28 protein-coding genes are annotated in these 16,810 nt (G+C 38.6%); 5 read left to right on the forward strand and 23 right to left on the reverse strand.

Translation table 11 applies throughout. The features are described from left to right. Window positions 1-930 precede the first annotated feature (930 nt). Both ACYIAM_RS01710 and ACYIAM_RS01715 read right to left on the reverse strand, forming a co-directional pair. A complete protein-coding gene (locus ACYIAM_RS01710) occupies window positions 931-1,212 on the reverse strand; it encodes a hypothetical protein (RefSeq protein WP_483747035.1) in 282 nt (93 codons plus the stop codon). After that, on the reverse strand, window positions 1,206-1,385 hold the full coding sequence (locus ACYIAM_RS01715; RefSeq protein WP_483747036.1) for a hypothetical protein: 180 nt from the start codon (window positions 1,383-1,385) through the stop codon (window positions 1,206-1,208). The genes ACYIAM_RS01710 and ACYIAM_RS01715 overlap by 7 nt, the downstream gene beginning before the upstream one ends. 893 nt (window positions 1,386-2,278) lie before the next feature. On the opposite strand from ACYIAM_RS01715, the gene fmt reads away from it, so the two are divergent. After that, entirely contained in the window at window positions 2,279-3,241 is a 963-nt protein-coding gene (fmt, locus tag ACYIAM_RS01720; protein ID WP_483747037.1) for a methionyl-tRNA formyltransferase, read from the forward strand. A 43-nt stretch (window positions 3,242-3,284) separates the two neighbouring features. Here fmt and tehB read toward each other — a convergent pair whose 3' ends face one another. Next, window positions 3,285-4,145, reverse strand: a complete 861-nt coding sequence (gene tehB, locus ACYIAM_RS01725) for an SAM-dependent methyltransferase TehB (RefSeq protein WP_483747038.1) — start codon at window positions 4,143-4,145, stop codon at window positions 3,285-3,287. Between the two features lie 193 nt (window positions 4,146-4,338). On the opposite strand from tehB, the gene fabI reads away from it, so the two are divergent. From fabI to ACYIAM_RS01745, 4 genes are all read left to right on the forward strand, one after another. Continuing rightward, a complete protein-coding gene (fabI, locus tag ACYIAM_RS01730; protein WP_174796563.1) occupies window positions 4,339-5,127 on the forward strand; it encodes an enoyl-ACP reductase FabI in 789 nt (262 codons plus the stop codon). 204 nt (window positions 5,128-5,331) lie between these two features. Beyond that, complete coding sequence (gene slyD / locus ACYIAM_RS01735) at window positions 5,332-5,907, forward strand: peptidylprolyl isomerase (protein WP_483747039.1); 576 nt, start codon at window positions 5,332-5,334, stop codon at window positions 5,905-5,907. A 173-nt stretch (window positions 5,908-6,080) separates the two neighbouring features. Then, on the forward strand, window positions 6,081-6,749 hold the full coding sequence (gene radC / locus ACYIAM_RS01740; protein ID WP_483747040.1) for a RadC family protein: 669 nt from the start codon (window positions 6,081-6,083) through the stop codon (window positions 6,747-6,749). Between the two features lie 59 nt (window positions 6,750-6,808). After that, window positions 6,809-7,012 (forward strand): SlyX family protein, encoded by a 204-nt coding sequence (locus ACYIAM_RS01745; protein ID WP_085247156.1) that lies wholly within the window; start codon window positions 6,809-6,811, stop codon window positions 7,010-7,012. Window positions 7,013-7,203: 191 nt separating this feature from the next. On the opposite strand, the gene rplQ is transcribed toward ACYIAM_RS01745, so the two are convergent. The 20 genes from rplQ to rplP all read right to left on the reverse strand — a co-directional run bounded on the left by rplQ (window position 7,204) and on the right by rplP (window position 16,806). Continuing rightward, window positions 7,204-7,590 (reverse strand): 50S ribosomal protein L17, encoded by a 387-nt coding sequence (gene rplQ / locus ACYIAM_RS01750; RefSeq protein ID WP_034884211.1) that lies wholly within the window; start codon window positions 7,588-7,590, stop codon window positions 7,204-7,206. Window positions 7,591-7,620: 30 nt separating this feature from the next. Continuing rightward, window positions 7,621-8,610, reverse strand: a complete 990-nt coding sequence (locus ACYIAM_RS01755; protein ID WP_034911133.1) for a DNA-directed RNA polymerase subunit alpha — start codon at window positions 8,608-8,610, stop codon at window positions 7,621-7,623. A 25-nt stretch (window positions 8,611-8,635) separates the two neighbouring features. Next, window positions 8,636-9,256 (reverse strand): 30S ribosomal protein S4, encoded by a 621-nt coding sequence (gene rpsD / locus ACYIAM_RS01760; protein WP_065567150.1) that lies wholly within the window; start codon window positions 9,254-9,256, stop codon window positions 8,636-8,638. A 41-nt stretch (window positions 9,257-9,297) separates the two neighbouring features. Further along, window positions 9,298-9,687, reverse strand: a complete 390-nt coding sequence (rpsK, locus tag ACYIAM_RS01765) for a 30S ribosomal protein S11 (protein ID WP_025314405.1) — start codon at window positions 9,685-9,687, stop codon at window positions 9,298-9,300. A gap of 15 nt (window positions 9,688-9,702) precedes the next feature. Then, entirely contained in the window at window positions 9,703-10,059 is a 357-nt protein-coding gene (gene rpsM / locus ACYIAM_RS01770; protein ID WP_065638313.1) for a 30S ribosomal protein S13, read from the reverse strand. A 169-nt stretch (window positions 10,060-10,228) separates the two neighbouring features. Continuing rightward, window positions 10,229-10,342, reverse strand: a complete 114-nt coding sequence (rpmJ, locus tag ACYIAM_RS01775) for a 50S ribosomal protein L36 (protein WP_025314403.1) — start codon at window positions 10,340-10,342, stop codon at window positions 10,229-10,231. Between the two features lie 26 nt (window positions 10,343-10,368). Beyond that, window positions 10,369-11,709: a preprotein translocase subunit SecY gene (gene secY / locus ACYIAM_RS01780; protein WP_483747041.1), complete on the reverse strand. Its 1,341-nt coding sequence runs from the start codon at window positions 11,707-11,709 to the stop codon at window positions 10,369-10,371. Window positions 11,710-11,717: 8 nt separating this feature from the next. Beyond that, window positions 11,718-12,152, reverse strand: a complete 435-nt coding sequence (gene rplO, locus ACYIAM_RS01785) for a 50S ribosomal protein L15 (protein ID WP_065567153.1) — start codon at window positions 12,150-12,152, stop codon at window positions 11,718-11,720. Between the two features lie 5 nt (window positions 12,153-12,157). Beyond that, entirely contained in the window at window positions 12,158-12,337 is a 180-nt protein-coding gene (gene rpmD / locus ACYIAM_RS01790; RefSeq protein ID WP_025314400.1) for a 50S ribosomal protein L30, read from the reverse strand. Window positions 12,338-12,343: 6 nt separating this feature from the next. Beyond that, window positions 12,344-12,844, reverse strand: a complete 501-nt coding sequence (gene rpsE, locus ACYIAM_RS01795; protein ID WP_025314399.1) for a 30S ribosomal protein S5 — start codon at window positions 12,842-12,844, stop codon at window positions 12,344-12,346. 14 nt (window positions 12,845-12,858) lie between these two features. Next, on the reverse strand, window positions 12,859-13,212 hold the full coding sequence (gene rplR, locus ACYIAM_RS01800; RefSeq protein ID WP_025314398.1) for a 50S ribosomal protein L18: 354 nt from the start codon (window positions 13,210-13,212) through the stop codon (window positions 12,859-12,861). Window positions 13,213-13,221: 9 nt separating this feature from the next. Next, entirely contained in the window at window positions 13,222-13,755 is a 534-nt protein-coding gene (rplF, locus tag ACYIAM_RS01805) for a 50S ribosomal protein L6 (protein WP_065638311.1), read from the reverse strand. 11 nt (window positions 13,756-13,766) lie between these two features. Then, window positions 13,767-14,159, reverse strand: coding sequence for a 30S ribosomal protein S8 (rpsH, locus tag ACYIAM_RS01810; RefSeq protein WP_065567155.1), 393 nt, complete (start codon window positions 14,157-14,159; stop codon window positions 13,767-13,769). 17 nt (window positions 14,160-14,176) lie between these two features. Beyond that, complete coding sequence (gene rpsN / locus ACYIAM_RS01815; protein WP_025314395.1) at window positions 14,177-14,482, reverse strand: 30S ribosomal protein S14; 306 nt, start codon at window positions 14,480-14,482, stop codon at window positions 14,177-14,179. 11 nt (window positions 14,483-14,493) lie between these two features. Next, a complete protein-coding gene (rplE, locus tag ACYIAM_RS01820) occupies window positions 14,494-15,033 on the reverse strand; it encodes a 50S ribosomal protein L5 (RefSeq protein ID WP_065558584.1) in 540 nt (179 codons plus the stop codon). 17 nt (window positions 15,034-15,050) lie between these two features. Then, on the reverse strand, window positions 15,051-15,365 hold the full coding sequence (gene rplX, locus ACYIAM_RS01825) for a 50S ribosomal protein L24 (RefSeq protein ID WP_065561017.1): 315 nt from the start codon (window positions 15,363-15,365) through the stop codon (window positions 15,051-15,053). Between the two features lie 10 nt (window positions 15,366-15,375). Next, window positions 15,376-15,747, reverse strand: a complete 372-nt coding sequence (gene rplN / locus ACYIAM_RS01830) for a 50S ribosomal protein L14 (RefSeq protein WP_025314392.1) — start codon at window positions 15,745-15,747, stop codon at window positions 15,376-15,378. A 194-nt stretch (window positions 15,748-15,941) separates the two neighbouring features. Next, window positions 15,942-16,202 (reverse strand): 30S ribosomal protein S17, encoded by a 261-nt coding sequence (gene rpsQ / locus ACYIAM_RS01835; RefSeq protein WP_034911151.1) that lies wholly within the window; start codon window positions 16,200-16,202, stop codon window positions 15,942-15,944. A gap of 1 nt (window position 16,203) precedes the next feature. Continuing rightward, window positions 16,204-16,395, reverse strand: coding sequence for a 50S ribosomal protein L29 (gene rpmC / locus ACYIAM_RS01840; protein ID WP_034902373.1), 192 nt, complete (start codon window positions 16,393-16,395; stop codon window positions 16,204-16,206). Next, complete coding sequence (rplP, locus tag ACYIAM_RS01845; RefSeq protein ID WP_034911153.1) at window positions 16,396-16,806, reverse strand: 50S ribosomal protein L16; 411 nt, start codon at window positions 16,804-16,806, stop codon at window positions 16,396-16,398. It abuts the gene before it with no gap. Window positions 16,807-16,810: the final 4 nt, after the last annotated feature.

The following is a 16,810-nucleotide window of genomic DNA, read 5'->3' on the forward strand; positions in this document are numbered from 1 at the left end:
CTCGCCTGTTTGATGTCATATTCACTTTGCTCAGATGACTAAATTTATTCTAGACAAATTTGTGTTTCTGACAAAGCGCAAACACGACAAACACCTTTGTTTGGCGTGCTAACCTCGCTTAGTTGTCGGCGCATTCTGATACCGAAATAAGATAAACAAAATAACCTCTTATTTTTTAATTGATTATTGTTCTTATAATTATCGAGTTAATTTTATATGAATTAAAACGCCTATGCGGCGTTAAAGGTTTTATGCTTGGTATGGCTAAGCTGCTAGCATTTCTAAACCGCCTATGCGGCGTTAAAGTAGAACTTAAGATTCTATAAATCTTGCTGTATAAAGATAAACAACAATTTTAGTTTTGAAAACCCTTTTTTTGAGCTGTTTTACAATATTTTGATTTTATTGAATTTTAAATTGCCGATAAAAAAAGGGTTCTGAGGGTTTTGAAGTCAAAACAAACCCAATAAAATAAAATCAATATTTTTACTAACCTATCTTTGAATAGCACTTAGGTTGTTTTTTATGAAAAAAGTATCCAAATAAAAAACACAGACGGACAAATTTTTCTCGAAAAATTATGAACATCTCAGCAAAGCGAAGATGGCTTTGAAGAAACAAGTATCAGGATGATACAAATCGCTTAGCCGTAGTCCACATTCTGCTACCAAACGCAAGATTGCTTATACTTAGTTAGTGCCATCAGTTCGACCCGCACGCCAAAGATTAAGAACTAACTATTAGACTAAGGAGCGGTGCAAACACCGTAATTGCTAGAGAAGCAGAACAAATAAATGTCACCGTTGTCCGCACCCACATCAAACTGACAGTTACTATTCCTCGTCGTGTCACTTGTCCAGTAGTTTTGGAGGACGAAATTTGCACTAGTGTAATGATGCATAAAGCCCCACTCTGTAAACAATCCAGCACCTATTTGACGCTGATAATGATTACCACTTGATGGTGCGTTGTGCCAATGGATCCTTGGCAATGCAAATCTGAGCCAAGACCAGAACAAATTGCATTAGTCAGGTCCTTGACCTGTGGCACACGATAACCCAAACGACTACACCAAGTTACCATATCAGGATAGTAATATAATTCAGCTCCTCGGTTCAAAAACCATTTCTGTAGGACAAATCCATATTTCACTATCTCTTTACCCTCTCTATCTCTACCCACTAACTCAAAGGTCTGCGGTAACCTTAGCACGGTAATTTGATTAGGGTAGGGATCACCCCATTGAGCTCTTGCCCTAGACCTGTTAACGTCACACAAAACTCGACATAGCCTTCGTCATTACATTCTGTTTTTCGCATGACTGTGACAGTAATTCCCTCATGCGTAACTGGCGCTCCCCATGTCAATTCACTTGCTTTTCCCATTATGATGAAATCAAAATATAATCCATCAGCCCCGTAGTTGGAAAATTAAGCACGTATGATGCTGGATCCGTTGATTGAACTAGGAATCCATAATCGGGATTCCATATGTCAGCGAGACCCGCGAAGTGAGACCCGCCGAAATCAAGATTAGGTCTTACGGATTTGAGGATCCCCCCCATTGAGACGATAGCAGTATTATAGCATCACTTCGATTACCCCCCTCGACCACTTTTACCCGTTAATGCCAGCGAATTCCATGAAAAAGACAATAATAACACAGCCAATGCCAACAAGATTTTTCGAGATAATTTTGATGATAATTTGAAAGATAATTTCGAGGATATACACGAAGTAAGAGCTAAAACCCGTCTAAGGTGTCTATTCGATAAGTTTAAGACATATGCCAGTGCTGGTGTTTAAAATGACAAAGTATTATGATTTACCCGCAAAGCAAATTTATATTTATTTTAACTTTTTTACATACTTATTAAATAAGCAAAATCTTCAACTAGTTAAAGTATAACCGTTTAAAAAGTTGTATGATTTAGTGTAGCTAATCCAATTTTTATATAGATTTATTAAGATTAGCCGGTTAAACGATTAGGTAAAACTTTAATGGGCCGAACTTGTTGTTTTTTTATCAAAAATGACAATCAAATAAAATTATAATAATCAATGTGATAAATAAGTTTTTTTAATAGTCTAGAGCTTTTGGTTCAGCTAATTTGGGCACAGTTAGGTTTCAGGCGTTGTCACCGTCGTTAATTATTTCTCCAAAAGGCCAAAACGTCTGAAACCCTGCCGTGTCTCAAAACTGACTTATTTTGATTAAAGATTCTCACTAAAATTTCAGGTATAATCCCTATAATTTTTCGATTATGGACATAATACTTATGCCACATGCAACTAAACCATTAAATATCATTTTTGCAGGAACACCTGATTTTGCAGCTACCCATTTAAAGGCGCTTATTGATGCGAAGCATAATGTGATAGCGGTTTTTACTCAGCCGGATCGCCCTGCGGGTCGTGGTAATAAATTAACCGCAAGCCCTGTTAAACAATTAGCGATTGAAAATAGCCTGCCGGTTTATCAACCGGTAACCCTCAAAAAAGAAGAAAATCAAAAAATCATTGCTGAACTTAATGCTGACATTATGATAGTTGTTGCTTATGGCTTAATTTTGCCACAAGCTGTGCTTGATATGCCTAAGCTGGGTTGTTTAAATGTACATGGTTCATTACTACCGCGCTGGCGTGGCGCAGCACCGATTCAGCGTGCTTGCTGGGCAGGAGATCAAGAAACGGGCATTACCATTATGCAGATGGATGCAGGGCTTGATACAGGCGATATGCTTTATAAGCTTACCTGCCCAATTGAGCCAGCCGATACTAGCGCATCGCTGTATGAAAAACTAGCAAAGCTTGGTCCGCAAGGCTTGCTTGATACATTAGCGTTAATCAGTGAAGGGAAAATCCAACCAGAAAAGCAAGATGAAGTGAAAGTTACCTATGCCGAAAAGCTTTCAAAACAAGAAGCCAAACTTGATTGGAATTTATCTGCCGAGCAACTCGAACGTTGTGTTCGCGCTTTTAATCCATGGCCGGTTAGCTATTTTGTCGTTAATGGCGAACCGGTTAAGGTATGGCAAGCTCAAGTCGTTAAAATTGATTCAAAACAGCCTGCTGGCACGATTTTGCAAGCAGACAAAAACGGCATTTGCATCGCAACAAGCAAAGGGGCATTAAATATGACAAAGCTCCAACCAGCGGGTAAAAAACCAATGTCAGCACAAGATTTATTAAATTCTCGTCAGTCTTGGTTTGTTGTTGGCGAAAAGCTCAGTATGGATTAAGTATCCAAACTACAATATTACAGGATATTTAATCCTGTAATATTTATCGTTTTCTCGCTAACAGTGTTGCAAATCTCAATTTTATACGATTACCATGAATATCAGTTTTATGTAATTGACCAATATTTTCATTGTATTTTAGAATTTCCCAATCTTGATAATAATTGAGTAATTCTTGTTCTTTAAATGTGAATGAAAATCCCACAGAACAAGGATAATCAGCCGTTGACATTGCACAGACGATAAGATTATAACCGCCACGTTTGGTGATAGCCTGCATATTATGAATAATATCTGGGATTTTATCTGGTTGTAAAAACATCATCACAACCGTTGAGATAATAAAATCATATTCACCTTTTAAGTTGGCTTGGTTAATATCATAGAAAGAAGCATTGATATGGTTTAGATTATCATTATGAATAATCTGCTGTAAATTATTAATACTCTGTTCCGATTTATCAACAGCGTTGACTTCAAAACCTAATAATTGCAAATAAAGCGAATTACGGCCAGAGCCACAACCAAGATCTAATACTTTACCTTTAGGGATAAATTGACAAGCTGACACCACTTCAGAATGTGTTTTAGTCATCTGGTACTTTTTATGAGTATAGTCCTCAGGCTGACAATAAAACGCCAACTGGCACTGTAGATCATCTGATACCTTGGCAATACGGTACCACTGCAACGGTGATATGAATGGTGGCTGATGCAACATATCATAATGGTATTGACTTTTGATCTCGCCTTGCTCAGTTAATATCTCACAATCTAAACAACCCGCAATAATGTGTAACTTTGCCCATGTGCCCTCTTGGGTATGGTGTTTTTCACAAAATACTTGTGGTAATTTTTTAACATCCCAAACGGGTAACGTTTTATAATTAAATAAATTTTCCAAAATAATATCATCCTTAAAATAGTTCAATAGTTGACTATTATAGTCAATTATTAAACGTCTAAACAACTTGACTGATACCAGATAAAATAATAACAAATCGCGAAATATAAATTTATTGTAGCGAAGTTGGCTTGATCAACATATAATCTTCATCATCCTAGACTATATAGTGAAACCATTAGAGGAACAATTTATGGGATTTTTAACAGGCAAACGTATACTTGTTACGGGTGTTGCAAGTAACCGTTCTATTGCTTACGGTATTGCACAATCTATGCATCGTGAGGGTGCTGAACTCGCTTTTACTTACCAAAACGATAAATTAAAAGGTCGTGTTGAGGAGTTTGCCGCTGATTTTGGTTCAAAAATCGTTCTACCTTGCGATGTTGCACATGATGAAAGCATCACAGAACTATTTACTGAACTTGCAAAAACATGGGATAAATTCGACGGTTTTGTCCACGCTATCGCTTTCGCACCTGGTGATCAATTAGATGGTGATTATGTTAATGCTGTGACTCGTGAAGGGTTTTCAATTGCTCATGATATCAGCTCTTACAGCTTTGTAGCCATGGCTAAAGCATGTCGATCAATGTTAAACCCAGGATCTGCATTGGTTACGCTTTCTTACCTTGGCGCTGAACGTGCAATTCCTAACTATAATGTGATGGGGCTTGCTAAAGCATCACTCGAAGCCAATGTACGCTATATGGCAAATGCCATGGGACCAGAAGGTGTACGTGTGAATGCCATTTCAGCTGGACCAATTCGTACACTTGCCGCATCAGGCATTAAAGATTTCAAAAAGATGTTATCGCACTGTGAATCAGTAACCCCAATTCGTCGCACAGTGACTACTGAAGATGTCGGCAATTCAGCAGCATTTTTATGTTCTGATTTAGCATCAGGCATTACCGGTGAAGTAATTCACGTCGACGGCGGATTTAGTATCGCAGCAATGAATGAGTTAGAACTTAAATAAGTAATCCTTATTATATATAAAAAAGGCGCTAAACCATTAATGGTTGCGCCTTTTTAATTATATTTAATATCAAATTACTATCTTAGTTACTTATATTATTCTTTTCGTAAGTTTTGAACAAAAACATATAATTTAGAATACATATACTGTTTTTTCCGTTAAAATCTATGCCAATTTGCACGGTAACAGTTTGTTGGAGAAAAAATGAAAATAGCAAAAAATACAGTAGTGAGTATGGCGTATCAAGTGCGTACTACAGACGGCGTCTTAGTTGACGAAGCAACCGCTGCTGCACCACTTGAATATCTACAAGGTGCTGGTAATCTATTACAAGATCTTGAAAAAGCGCTAGAAGGTCATCAAGTTGGTGATAAATTTGACGTTGAAATAATTAATGCCTATGGCGATTTTAACGATGCACTTGTACAAAATGTTCCTCGTGATGTGTTTGTCGGTGTTGATGAACTTGAAGTGGGCATGCGCTTTTTTGCTGATACTGATCAGGGTTCTTTACCAGTTGAAATTACCGCTATTGATGGCGATAACGTTACCATTGATGGCAATCACATGCTTGCTGGGCAAGATCTAAAATTTAATATTGACATATTAGCTATCCGTGAGGCAACAGAAGATGAAATCGCTCATGGTCATATTCATGGTGAGCATGGACATGATCACGGACATGGTGGTTGTGGCTGTGGTGGTCATGCTCATGAAGACGAAGATGATGAAAGCACTGGGTGCTGTGGCGGTGGTCATGGAGGATGTGGTTGTCACTAATCCACCTATTAAAATGAAATTATAAAAGGCGCTGTATAGCGCTTTTTATTTGCCATCTATTCAATTTTACTTAATAAGTTGTGAAATAACTCCCAATATTTTACATTACAATTTTACCTTGCTAATTTTTCCTATAATAATCTGAATTTTACAATTATTGGAACCTAACAATTATGCCTTCACAATCAGTTGCATTAATGCCACGTGAAAAGCTTTTGAAATTTGGGGTTGAAACACTCAGTGATGCAGAATTACTGGCTCTTTTTTTACGCACTGGCACACGTAATTTACCGGTTTTAGAGTTATCGCAAAAATTATTAAATGAGTTTGGTTCAGTCTATCATCTAATAAATGCAAGCCATAATGATTTTTGCCAAAAAAAAGGATTAGGTACAGCCAAATACACACAATTAAAAGCGGTTGTTGAACTTTCACATCGATATTTAAAAGTTAAAATGACCAAAGAAAATTCGCTTACCTCACCAACTCTAACACATCACTATTTAGCGAGTCGATTAGCGAATAAAGATCAAGAAGTTTTTATGGTGATTTTTTTAGATAATCAAAATTATGTGATTTATTCAGAAGAGATGTTTATCGGTACCTATAATTGTGTAGAAGTTCATCCACGCGAAATAGCAAGGCGAGCATTACAACATAATGCAGCAGCATTAATTTTAGCGCATAATCACCCTTCAGGAGTGTCAGAACCAAGTCAAGCTGATCGTATTCTTACCCAAAAAATCGAACAAGTATGTGACTTAATTGATATTCGAATCGTTGATCATATCGTGATCGGAAAAGGTGAGTACGTCTCTTTTGCTGAACGCGGATGGATTTAATCGCTATTTTTACTTACAATGTAGTTTATTATCTAATAACTTATACATGAACATATTTTATGAATAAACAACTAGAACTACTTGAAACTAAAGTTGCCTTTCAAGAAGTCACCATTGAAGAGTTAAACCAAATGGTGACACACCTTCAGGCAGACATTAGTAAATTAAAAGAACAATTAACGTTATTGTCCCAAAAACTGCAAGCTACTCAGCCATCAAATATTGCAAATTTATCTGAAGAAACACCACCACCGCATTATTAATGCTGCTTATACAGTAAATCGTTGTCATTTGGAAATTTATCTACCAAATCATTAATATCTTGGATACCACTTAGTAGATAGCAATCCCTTAATAAGTTTAACGAACTGTAAAATCAGGTAGTGACGATCAATCTAAATTAGAAAATAAAAAACCGGCATATAGCCGGTTTTAATACACAATGATTTAATAATTATTCAGCTGCTGCTTCTGCTTCTACTGCAGGGCGGTCAACTAATTCAATATAAGCCATTGGAGCATTATCTCCATCACGGAAACCACATTTTAAAATACGTACATAACCACCAGGACGGGTAGCAAAACGTGGACCTAAATCTGAAAATAATTTTTTAACTGTATCTTTATCACGGATACGAGCAAAAGCCAGACGGCGATTAGCTACGCTATCGCTTTTGGCTAGCGTAATTAACGGTTCAACAACACGACGCAACTCTTTTGCTTTAGGCAATGTAGTTTTGATGATTTCATGTTCAACAAGTGAACTAGTCATGTTACGAAACATTGCTTGACGATGGCTGCTATTTCGGTTCAGTTGACGACCACTTTTACGATGGCGCATAACTTTATCCTTCTTATTATAAATTTTATCTTAGTCTTCAACAATACTTGCTGGTGGCCAGTTCTCAAGACGCATGCCTAAAGATAAACCACGAGATGCGAGTACATCCTTAATTTCAGTAAGCGATTTCTTACCAAGATTAGGGGTTTTAAGTAACTCAACTTCGGTACGTTGCACTAAATCACCAATATAATGAACTGCTTCTGCTTTTAAGCAATTAGCAGACCGAACAGTTAATTCCAAATCATCTACTGGACGTAAAAGGATTGGATCAAACTCCGGTTTATCTTCTTTCACTTCAGGTTGACGCACATCACGTAAATCAACGAAAGCTTCAAGTTGTTCAGCCAAAATAGTTGATGCACGACGAATAGATTCCTCAGGATCGATAGTACCATTGGTTTCCATATCGATAACAAGTTTATCTAAGTCCGTACGTTGTTCCACACGAGCAGCATCAACAGAATAAGCAATACGCTCGACAGGACTATAACATGCATCAACTAACAGACGACCAATTGGTCGCTCTTCATCTTCTGACTTAACGCGAGCAGAAGCAGGGACATAACCACGTCCTCGTTGTACACGAATACGCATACTAATTGAAGCATTGGCATCAGTAAGATGACAAATTACTAAATCAGGATTAACAATTTCAACATCACCATCATGAGTGATGTCAGATGCGGTTACGGCACCAATACCTGATTTGTTTAAAGTCAGCATCACATCATCTTTAGTATGTACTCGTACAGCTAATTTTTTTAAATTAAGCAAAATATCAAGCACATCTTCTTGAACACCTTCTTTAGTACTGTACTCATGCAGAACACCGTCAATTTCAACTTCGGTTACTGCATATCCCGGCATAGATGATAATAAAATGCGGCGCAGTGCATTACCTAAAGTGTGACCAAAACCACGTTCAAGTGGCTCTAAAGTCACTTTAGCATGTGTTTGGCTGTATTGAACAACATCAACTAGGTGAGGTTTTAAAAACTCTGTTACAGAACCCTGCATTATGTCCTCTCTTAAGTGCTAAACTTTACTTAGAGTAAAGTTCGACGATCAAATGTTCGTTGATGTCAGCAGATAAATCTGAACGTTCTGGTAAGCGTTTAAACACACCTTCCATTTTGCTAGCATCAACTTCTAACCATGTTGGTTTTTCACGTTGTTCAGCTAACTCTAAAGCGGCTTTAATACGTGCTTGTTTTTTTGATTTTTCGCGAACACTAATCACATCTTCTGGTGAAACTTGATAAGATGCAATATTAACAACGCGACCATTAACAAGAACAGCTTTATGACTAACTAATTGACGGGCTTCAGCACGAGTCGCACCAAATCCCATGCGATAAACAACGTTATCTAAGCGACGTTCTAAAAGACCAAGTAGGTTTTCACCGGTATTGCCTTTAATACGCGCAGCGCTTTTATAGTAATTACGGAATTGACGTTCTAAAATTCCATAAATACGTCTAACTTTTTGTTTTTCACGTAACTGAACACCATAATCTGATAAACGCGGTTTACGCGCACCATGTTGTCCAGGAGCTTGTTCTAATTTACATTTACTATCAACCGCTCGGACGCCAGACTTAAGGAATAAATCTGTACCTTCACGACGACTTAATTTGAGTTTTGGTCCCAAATATCTTGCCATTTTATTTCTCCAATAATCCTAAACATTCAATGTTTAAAAAATTAAACACGACGTTTCTTTGGTGGACGACAACCGTTATGAGGAATCGGAGTAACATCAGTAATGTTAGTGATGCGATAACCCGCTGCATTTAATGCACGAATTGTTGACTCACGACCAGGACCAGGTCCTTTAACCATAACTTCTAGATTCTTAATTCCGTAATCTTTCACGGCTTCAGCACAACGTTCTGCGGCCACTTGAGCTGCAAACGGAGTTGACTTACGAGAGCCACGGAAACCAGAACCACCAGCGGTTGCCCAACCCAACGCATTACCTTGACGATCGGTAATAGTTACGATTGTATTGTTGAATGATGCATGAATATGAGCTATACCATCAGAAACTTGCTTTTTTACACGTTTACGTGTACGAACAGGTGTCTTTGCCATTTAATTATACCTCAATTATTTCTTGATTGGCTTACGCGGTCCCTTACGGGTACGAGCGTTAGTCTTTGTGCGTTGGCCACGGACCGGTAGTCCACGACGATGACGCATGCCACGATAACAACCAAGGTCTAATAAACGCTTGATACTCATAGTTACTTCACGACGTAAATCACCTTCAACTGTGAATTTAGCGACTTGTTCACGTAACGTTTCAATCTGATCTTCAGATAGTTCTCTGATCTTCACATGTTCAGGAATACCCGCTTGAGCACAAATAGTCTTAGCGCGAGTACTTCCAATTCCATAAATTGCTTGTAAAGCAATTACAGCATGTTGTTGATCAGGAATGTTAATGCCTGCTATACGGGCCACTATGCACTCCTTTATTGTTAATGTTTAGCGAATTCACCATACTGAAAAGCCCGTTTTCAGGATACTCAAACAGTGAACTCACAAATAAAACTAGGCTGGCTATTCTAGCCAGCTTTACTATACTTTGGCAAGAAAAATATGCAAAAGCGCAACTTTTCGGCTAAACAAATTAACCTTGACGTTGCTTGTGTTTACCTTCAACGCAAATAACACGAACAATGCCATTACGTTTAATAATTTTACAATTTCTGCATAATTTCTTGACTGAAGCACGAACTTTCATTTTTTTCTCCGTAACTTCTGGCTAACTTATCGACCGTAGCCTTTAAGGTTCGCTTTCTTTAACATTGACTCATAACGATTTGGTATCATTAAAGTCTGTACTTGTGCCATAAAATCCATGATTACAACAACAACAATTAATAAAGACGTTCCACCAAATTGAACAGGAACATTCATTGCGCTTGTCATAAACATTGGTACCAAACATACAAAAGTAATGTAGATTGCGCCAATTAGCGTTAAACGAATCATTACTTTGTCGATATACTTAGATGTTTGTTCACCTGGGCGAATACCTGGAATAAATGCACCAGATTTTTTAAGCTGATCTGCTGTTTCTCTTGGATTGAAAACCAATGCTGTATAAAAGAAACAAAAGAAGACAATCGCTGCTGCAAAAAAGATTATGTATAATGGTTGCTCATGAGAAAAATATTGCCCAATAAGTACAATAATATATCTCCATCCTTCACCATCTCCTTGAAACCAAGAAGCCATCATAGACGGTAACATAGCAATTGTTGAGGCAAATATTGCTGGAATAACACCTGCCATATTAATCTTTAATGGTAAATGTGTACTTTGTGCCGCGTAAACACGACGACCTTGCTGCCTTTGTGCATAGTTAACAACAATACGTCGTTGACCACGTTCAACAAACACAACAAAATAGGTTACACCTACCACCAATGCAGCAACTACTAATAATAAAATCGGATGCAATGAACCAGAACGAGCTTGTTCAATTGTTTCATATATTGCATGAGGTAGACCAGCCACGATACCCGCAAAGATAATGATGGAAATACCATTACCTACACCTCGCTCTGTGATCTGTTCACCTAGCCACATAAGAAACATAGTGCCAGTAACTAAGCTAACCGATGCAACAAAATAGAAAGAAAATCCTGGATTAATCACAACTTTCTCATAACCAGGAATATTTGGCAAACCAGTCGCAATACCAACTGCCTGTACAATTGCCAAAGCAAGCGTGCCATAACGAGTGTACTGACTAATTTTTTTACGACCTGATTCACCTTCTTTCTTCAATTCTGCTAGTTTAGGGCTAATTGACGTTAATAACTGCACAATAATTGACGCAGAAATATAAGGCATTATCCCTAAAGCAAAAATTGAAGCACGGCTTAAAGCACCACCAGAGAACATATTGAACATACCCACAATACCATTTGACGATGCTTGTGTTAGTAAGTCCGATAACGCTTTAGTATCAATACCAGGAACAGGAATGTAAGAGCCAAGACGAAAAACAATAAGTGCTAAAAGCACAAACATCAAACGTCTTTTAAGCTCACCACTACCACTTCGTGCACTTTGAAAATCTAATCCTGGTTGCTTTGCCATCTTTCTAATTATTCCTCAATTTTTCCGCCAGCAGCTTCAATTGCAGCTTTAGCACCTTTAGTTACCCGAATACCACGAACAGTTACTGGTTTAGTTACCTCACCAGATAACATAATTTTTGCATATTCGATATGTGAATTAATCACATTAGCAACTTTCAAGCTATTTAGGTCAACAATATCGCCTTCGACTTTCATCAAATCAGAAAGACGAACTTGAGCTGTAACTAGAGCTTTACGTGAGGTAAAACCAAATTTTGGTAAACGACGATATAAAGGCATTTGACCACCTTCAAAGCCGCGACGAACGCCACCGCCTGAACGAGATTTTTGACCTTTAACACCACGAGTACCGGTTTTACCTAGTCCAGAACCGATTCCTCGGCCTAAACGTTTTGGTGCATGCTTTGAACCTTCCGCAGGAGATAAAGTATTTAAACGCATTACTATTACTCCTCTACTTTAACCATGTAATAAACTTGGTTTACCATACCGCGAATAGCCGGAGTATCCTCACGCTCAACAGTATGACCAATGCGACGTAATCCAAGACCAACTAACGTCGCTTTGTGCTTCGGTAGACGACCAATAGAACTACGAGTCTGTGTAATTTTAATTGTTTTTGCCATGGTTAATTACCCCAAAATTTCTTCGACGGTTTTACCACGTTTAGCAGCAACCATTTCGGGTGATTTCATATTTTCTAAGCCATCAATCGTTGCACGAACCACATTAATTGGGTTAGTAGAACCATATGCTTTAGCTAGAACATTACGAACACCAGCAACTTCTAAAACGGCACGCATTGCACCACCAGCGATAATACCAGTACCTTCTGATGCTGGTTGCATATAAACACGAGAACCTGTGTGAGCACCTTTAACTGGATGCTGTAATGTATCGTTATTTAATGCAACATTGATCATATTGCGACGTGCTTTTTCCATTGCTTTTTGAATTGCTGCTGGCACTTCACGTGCTTTACCATATCCAAAACCTACGCGGCCATTACCGTCACCAACAACTGTTAGTGCAGAAAAACTAAAAATACGACCACCTTTTACGGTTTTAGAAACTCGGTTAACTGCGATTAGTTTTTCCTGCAGTTCACCAGCTTGTTTTTCGATGTTTGACATCTTTAACTCCTACCTTAGAACTGTAGGCCAGCTTCGCGAGCAGCATCTGCTAGCGCCTGAACTCGACCATGATATTGGAAACCTGAACGATCAAATGAAACTTCTTTGATATCTTTCGCTAATGCACGTTCAGCAATTGCTTTACCAACCGCCGCCGCTGCATCTTTGTTTCCGGTGTATTTTAAACTTTCACTGATAGCTTTTTCTAATGTAGAAGCAGCTGCCAGTACTTCTGATCCGTTTGGTGCGATAATCTGCGCATAAATATGACGCGGAGTGCGGTGAACCACTAAGCGAGTTGCAAGTAGTTCATGCATCTTGCGACGCGCTTTAGTTGCACGACGGATACGAGCTGATTTCTTATCCATAGTGTTACCTTACTTTTTCTTAGCTTCTTTAGTACGCACAACTTCATCTGCGTAACGAACACCTTTACCTTTATAAGGCTCAGGACGACGATAAGCACGGATATCAGCAGCTACTTGTCCAATTAACTGTTTATCAGCACTTTTTAGCACGATTTCAGTTTGAGAAGGACATTCAGCTGTTACACCTGCAGGTAATTGATGTTCAATTGGATGTGAATATCCAAGAGATAAACCAATTGCATTACCTTTAACTTGTGCACGATAACCGACACCAACTAGCTGAAGTTTTTTAGTAAAACCTTCAGTAACACCAATAACCATTGCGTTAATCAATGCGCGAGCAGTACCTGCTTGAGCCCAAGCATCTGCAAAACCATCACGAGGAGCAAATTTAATTTGACCTTCTTCTTGATTAATCACAACCGCATTATTTATTGTGCGAGATAACTCGCCATTTTTACCTTTAATCGTAATTACCTGACCATTGAGTTTTACCTCTACGCCAGCAGGAACAACGACAGGTGCTTTTGCAACACGAGACATCTTTTTCTCCCTTACGCTACGTAGCAGATAATTTCACCACCAAGACCTGCTTGGCGTGCTGCACGATCAGTCATAACACCTTTAGAAGTAGAAACAACTGCGATACCTAGTCCAGCCATAACTTTTGGTAATTCATCTTTACGTTTATAAATACGTAAACCTGGACGGCTAACACGTTTGATACTTTCTACAACAGCTTTGCCTTGGAAATATTTTAAAGTAATTTCCAATTCTGGCTTAGTGTCACCAACAACTTTATAGTCCCCGATATAACCTTCTTCTTTTAGCACATTGGCAATAGCCACTTTCAGCTTAGAGGAAGGCATGGTGACTGCAACTTTATTCGCAGATTGACCGTTACGAATACGGGTCAACATATCTGCTATAGGATCTTGCATGCTCATCTATAACACTCCCCTGATTACCAACTTGCCTTTTTAAGACCAGGAATCTCACCACGCATGGCTGACTCACGAACCTTAATACGACTTAAACCAAACTTACGAAGGACGCCATGAGGACGACCAGTTTGACGACAACGACGACGTTGACGTGATGGACTAGAATCACGAGGAAGCGTTTGCAATTTAAGCACTGCATTCCAACGATCTTCATCTGATGCATTAAGATCAGAGATAATCGCTTTTAATTCTTGACGCTTTGCAAAATATTTTTCTGCTAGCTTTACGCGTTTTTTATCGCGTTCAATCATTGATTGTTTAGCCATTATGCCCTACCTTACTTACGAAATGGGAAGTTAAAGGCAGATAATAAAGCTCGGCCTTCTTCATCTGATTGTGCACTTGTTGTGATAGTAATATCTAAACCACGAACACGATCAACTTTATCATAATCGATTTCAGGGAAAACGATTTGCTCACGAACACCCATGCTATAGTTACCACGACCATCAAAAGATTTTGCGCTTAAACCACGAAAATCTCGAGTACGAGGAAGAGCAATATAAACTAGACGTTCAAAAAATTCCCACATACGTTCGCCACGTAAAGTGACTTTACAACCAATAGGATACCCTTGACGGATTTTAAAACCAGCAACTGATTTGCGTGCTTTAGTGACAAGCGGTTTTTGACCACTGATTGCAGCTAAATCTGCAACCGCATTATCTAATAATTTCTTATCAGTAATTGCTTCACCCACACCCATATTCAAGGTGATCTTTTCGATCCGAGGGACTTGCATGACAGATTTGTAGCCAAACTGTTCTTGCAGTTTATTTACTACCTGTGCTTTGTAGTAATCATGCAGTTTCGCCATCGTACACTCCAAATTACTTAATTGATTAATTCATTAGTAGACTTATAAAAACGGACTTTTTTACCGTCTTCAATACGAAAGCCTACGCGATCTGCTTTGCCTGTAGCTGGGTTGAAAATTGCTACGTTAGAAACATTAATTGCTGCTTCTTTTTCAACAATTCCACCTTCTTGATTTAATGCAGGTACTGGTTTTTGATGTTTTTTCACCAAATTAATACCTTCAACAATCACTTTTCCTGTAGACAAAACGCTTTTTACTTTACCGCGTTTACCTTTATCTTTACCGGTTAACACGATAACTTCATCTTCTCGACGGATTTTCGCTGCCATTACCCGCTCCTTACAGTACTTCTGGTGCTAATGAAATGATCTTCATAAACTTCTCAGAACGAAGTTCACGAGTGACCGGTCCAAAAATACGCGTACCAATCGGTTGCTCACTGTTATTATTTAAAATAACACAAGCATTACGATCGAAACGAATGACAGATCCATCAGGACGACGAACACCTTTTCTAGTGCGCACTACAACAGCTTTAAGCACATCACCTTTTTTAACTTTACCACGTGGAATTGCTTCTTTAATGGTAACTTTGATGATATCACCTACCGCTGCATAACGACGGTGCGATCCACCGAGAACCTTGATACACATTACGCTACGTGCGCCAGAGTTATCGGCAACATCTAGCCTAGTCTGTTCTTGGATCATTTTAATGCTCCGTATAAATAAATTATTGTCTAATCTACCTTCATCCACTTCAACTACCATGGATAAGAATAGACAACCAAAAAACCACTTACGTGAGGGCGGATAGTATAACACCACTCAAGTAAAATGGATAGCATATAATAAACGGCCACTCAGCCGTTTATTATATTATGTACAGTTTTTAATCAAAAAGATTAGATAACTGCTTTTTCAACGATTCGAACAAGAGTCCAAGATTTGGTTTTTGATAATGGACGACACTCTTTAATTTCTACAGTATCCCCAATACCACACTCGTTGTTTTCGTCATGTACATGCAATTTAGTCGTACGTTTAATGAACTTACCATATAACGGATGCTTCACTTTACGTTCTATAGCTACAGTAATAGATTTATCCATTTTGTCGCTAATAACACGACCTTGCTGAGTACGAATTTTTACTTCAGTAGTCATATTACGCACCCGCCTTCTCAGTTAATAATGTTTTAACACGTGCAATATTACGACGCACTTGTTTTAACATATGAGTCTGTGTTAACTGACCTCCAGCTAATTGCATACGTAAGTTAAATTGCTCACGTAATAAATTAAGAAGTTCAGTATTTAACTCTTCAACGCTTTTTTCGCGTAGCTCTTTTGCTTTCATTTACATCACCGTCTTAATCACAAAGGTGGTTTTAATTGGCAGTTTTGCAGCTGCCAACGCAAATGCTTCACGAGCAACTTCTTCCGGTACACCGTCCATTTCATAAAGGACTTTACCTGGTTGAATCTGCGCAACCCAGTATTCAACGTTACCCTTACCTTTACCCATACGCACCGCAAGTGGTTTTTCGGTAATTGGTTTATCAGGGAAAACTCGAATCCAGATTTTACCTTGACGCTTAACTGCACGAGTCATTGCACGACGTGCCGCTTCGATCTGGCGCGCAGTCAAACGACCACGACCTACAGCCTTAAGACCGAATGTACCGAAACTAACATCAGTACTTACAGCTAGACCACGATTGCGGCCCTTGTGCACTTTACGGAATTTTGTACGCTTTGGTTGTAACATCAGC

This window comes from Gilliamella sp. X-60 (assembly GCF_057063585.1).

Bases quoted from the DNA above. Each gene is read 5' to 3' on its own strand.
- ACYIAM_RS01715 (WP_483747036.1), bottom strand. From the start codon at position 1,385: ATGGGAAAAGCAAGTGAATTGACATGGGGAGCGCCAGTTACGCATGAG.
- fmt (WP_483747037.1), top strand. From the start codon at position 2,279: ATGCCACATGCAACTAAACCATTAAATATCATTTTTGCAGGAACACCT.
- fabI (WP_174796563.1), top strand. From the start codon at position 4,339: ATGGGATTTTTAACAGGCAAACGTATACTTGTTACGGGTGTTGCAAGT.
- slyD (WP_483747039.1), top strand. From the start codon at position 5,332: ATGAAAATAGCAAAAAATACAGTAGTGAGTATGGCGTATCAAGTGCGT.
- radC (WP_483747040.1), top strand. From the start codon at position 6,081: ATGCCTTCACAATCAGTTGCATTAATGCCACGTGAAAAGCTTTTGAAA.
- ACYIAM_RS01745 (WP_085247156.1), top strand. From the start codon at position 6,809: ATGAATAAACAACTAGAACTACTTGAAACTAAAGTTGCCTTTCAAGAA.
- rplQ (WP_034884211.1), bottom strand. From the start codon at position 7,590: ATGCGCCATCGTAAAAGTGGTCGTCAACTGAACCGAAATAGCAGCCAT.
- ACYIAM_RS01755 (WP_034911133.1), bottom strand. From the start codon at position 8,610: ATGCAGGGTTCTGTAACAGAGTTTTTAAAACCTCACCTAGTTGATGTT.
- rpsD (WP_065567150.1), bottom strand. From the start codon at position 9,256: ATGGCAAGATATTTGGGACCAAAACTCAAATTAAGTCGTCGTGAAGGT.
- rpsK (WP_025314405.1), bottom strand. From the start codon at position 9,687: ATGGCAAAGACACCTGTTCGTACACGTAAACGTGTAAAAAAGCAAGTT.
- rpmJ (WP_025314403.1), bottom strand. From the start codon at position 10,342: ATGAAAGTTCGTGCTTCAGTCAAGAAATTATGCAGAAATTGTAAAATT.
- secY (WP_483747041.1), bottom strand. From the start codon at position 11,709: ATGGCAAAGCAACCAGGATTAGATTTTCAAAGTGCACGAAGTGGTAGT.
- rplO (WP_065567153.1), bottom strand. From the start codon at position 12,152: ATGCGTTTAAATACTTTATCTCCTGCGGAAGGTTCAAAGCATGCACCA.
- rpmD (WP_025314400.1), bottom strand. From the start codon at position 12,337: ATGGCAAAAACAATTAAAATTACACAGACTCGTAGTTCTATTGGTCGT.
- rpsE (WP_025314399.1), bottom strand. From the start codon at position 12,844: ATGTCAAACATCGAAAAACAAGCTGGTGAACTGCAGGAAAAACTAATC.
- rplR (WP_025314398.1), bottom strand. From the start codon at position 13,212: ATGGATAAGAAATCAGCTCGTATCCGTCGTGCAACTAAAGCGCGTCGC.
- rplF (WP_065638311.1), bottom strand. From the start codon at position 13,755: ATGTCTCGTGTTGCAAAAGCACCTGTCGTTGTTCCTGCTGGCGTAGAG.
- rpsH (WP_065567155.1), bottom strand. From the start codon at position 14,159: ATGAGCATGCAAGATCCTATAGCAGATATGTTGACCCGTATTCGTAAC.
- rpsN (WP_025314395.1), bottom strand. From the start codon at position 14,482: ATGGCTAAACAATCAATGATTGAACGCGATAAAAAACGCGTAAAGCTA.
- rplE (WP_065558584.1), bottom strand. From the start codon at position 15,033: ATGGCGAAACTGCATGATTACTACAAAGCACAGGTAGTAAATAAACTG.
- rplX (WP_065561017.1), bottom strand. From the start codon at position 15,365: ATGGCAGCGAAAATCCGTCGAGAAGATGAAGTTATCGTGTTAACCGGT.
- rplN (WP_025314392.1), bottom strand. From the start codon at position 15,747: ATGATCCAAGAACAGACTAGGCTAGATGTTGCCGATAACTCTGGCGCA.
- rpsQ (WP_034911151.1), bottom strand. From the start codon at position 16,202: ATGACTACTGAAGTAAAAATTCGTACTCAGCAAGGTCGTGTTATTAGC.
- rpmC (WP_034902373.1), bottom strand. From the start codon at position 16,395: ATGAAAGCAAAAGAGCTACGCGAAAAAAGCGTTGAAGAGTTAAATACT.
- rplP (WP_034911153.1), bottom strand. From the start codon at position 16,806: ATGTTACAACCAAAGCGTACAAAATTCCGTAAAGTGCACAAGGGCCGC.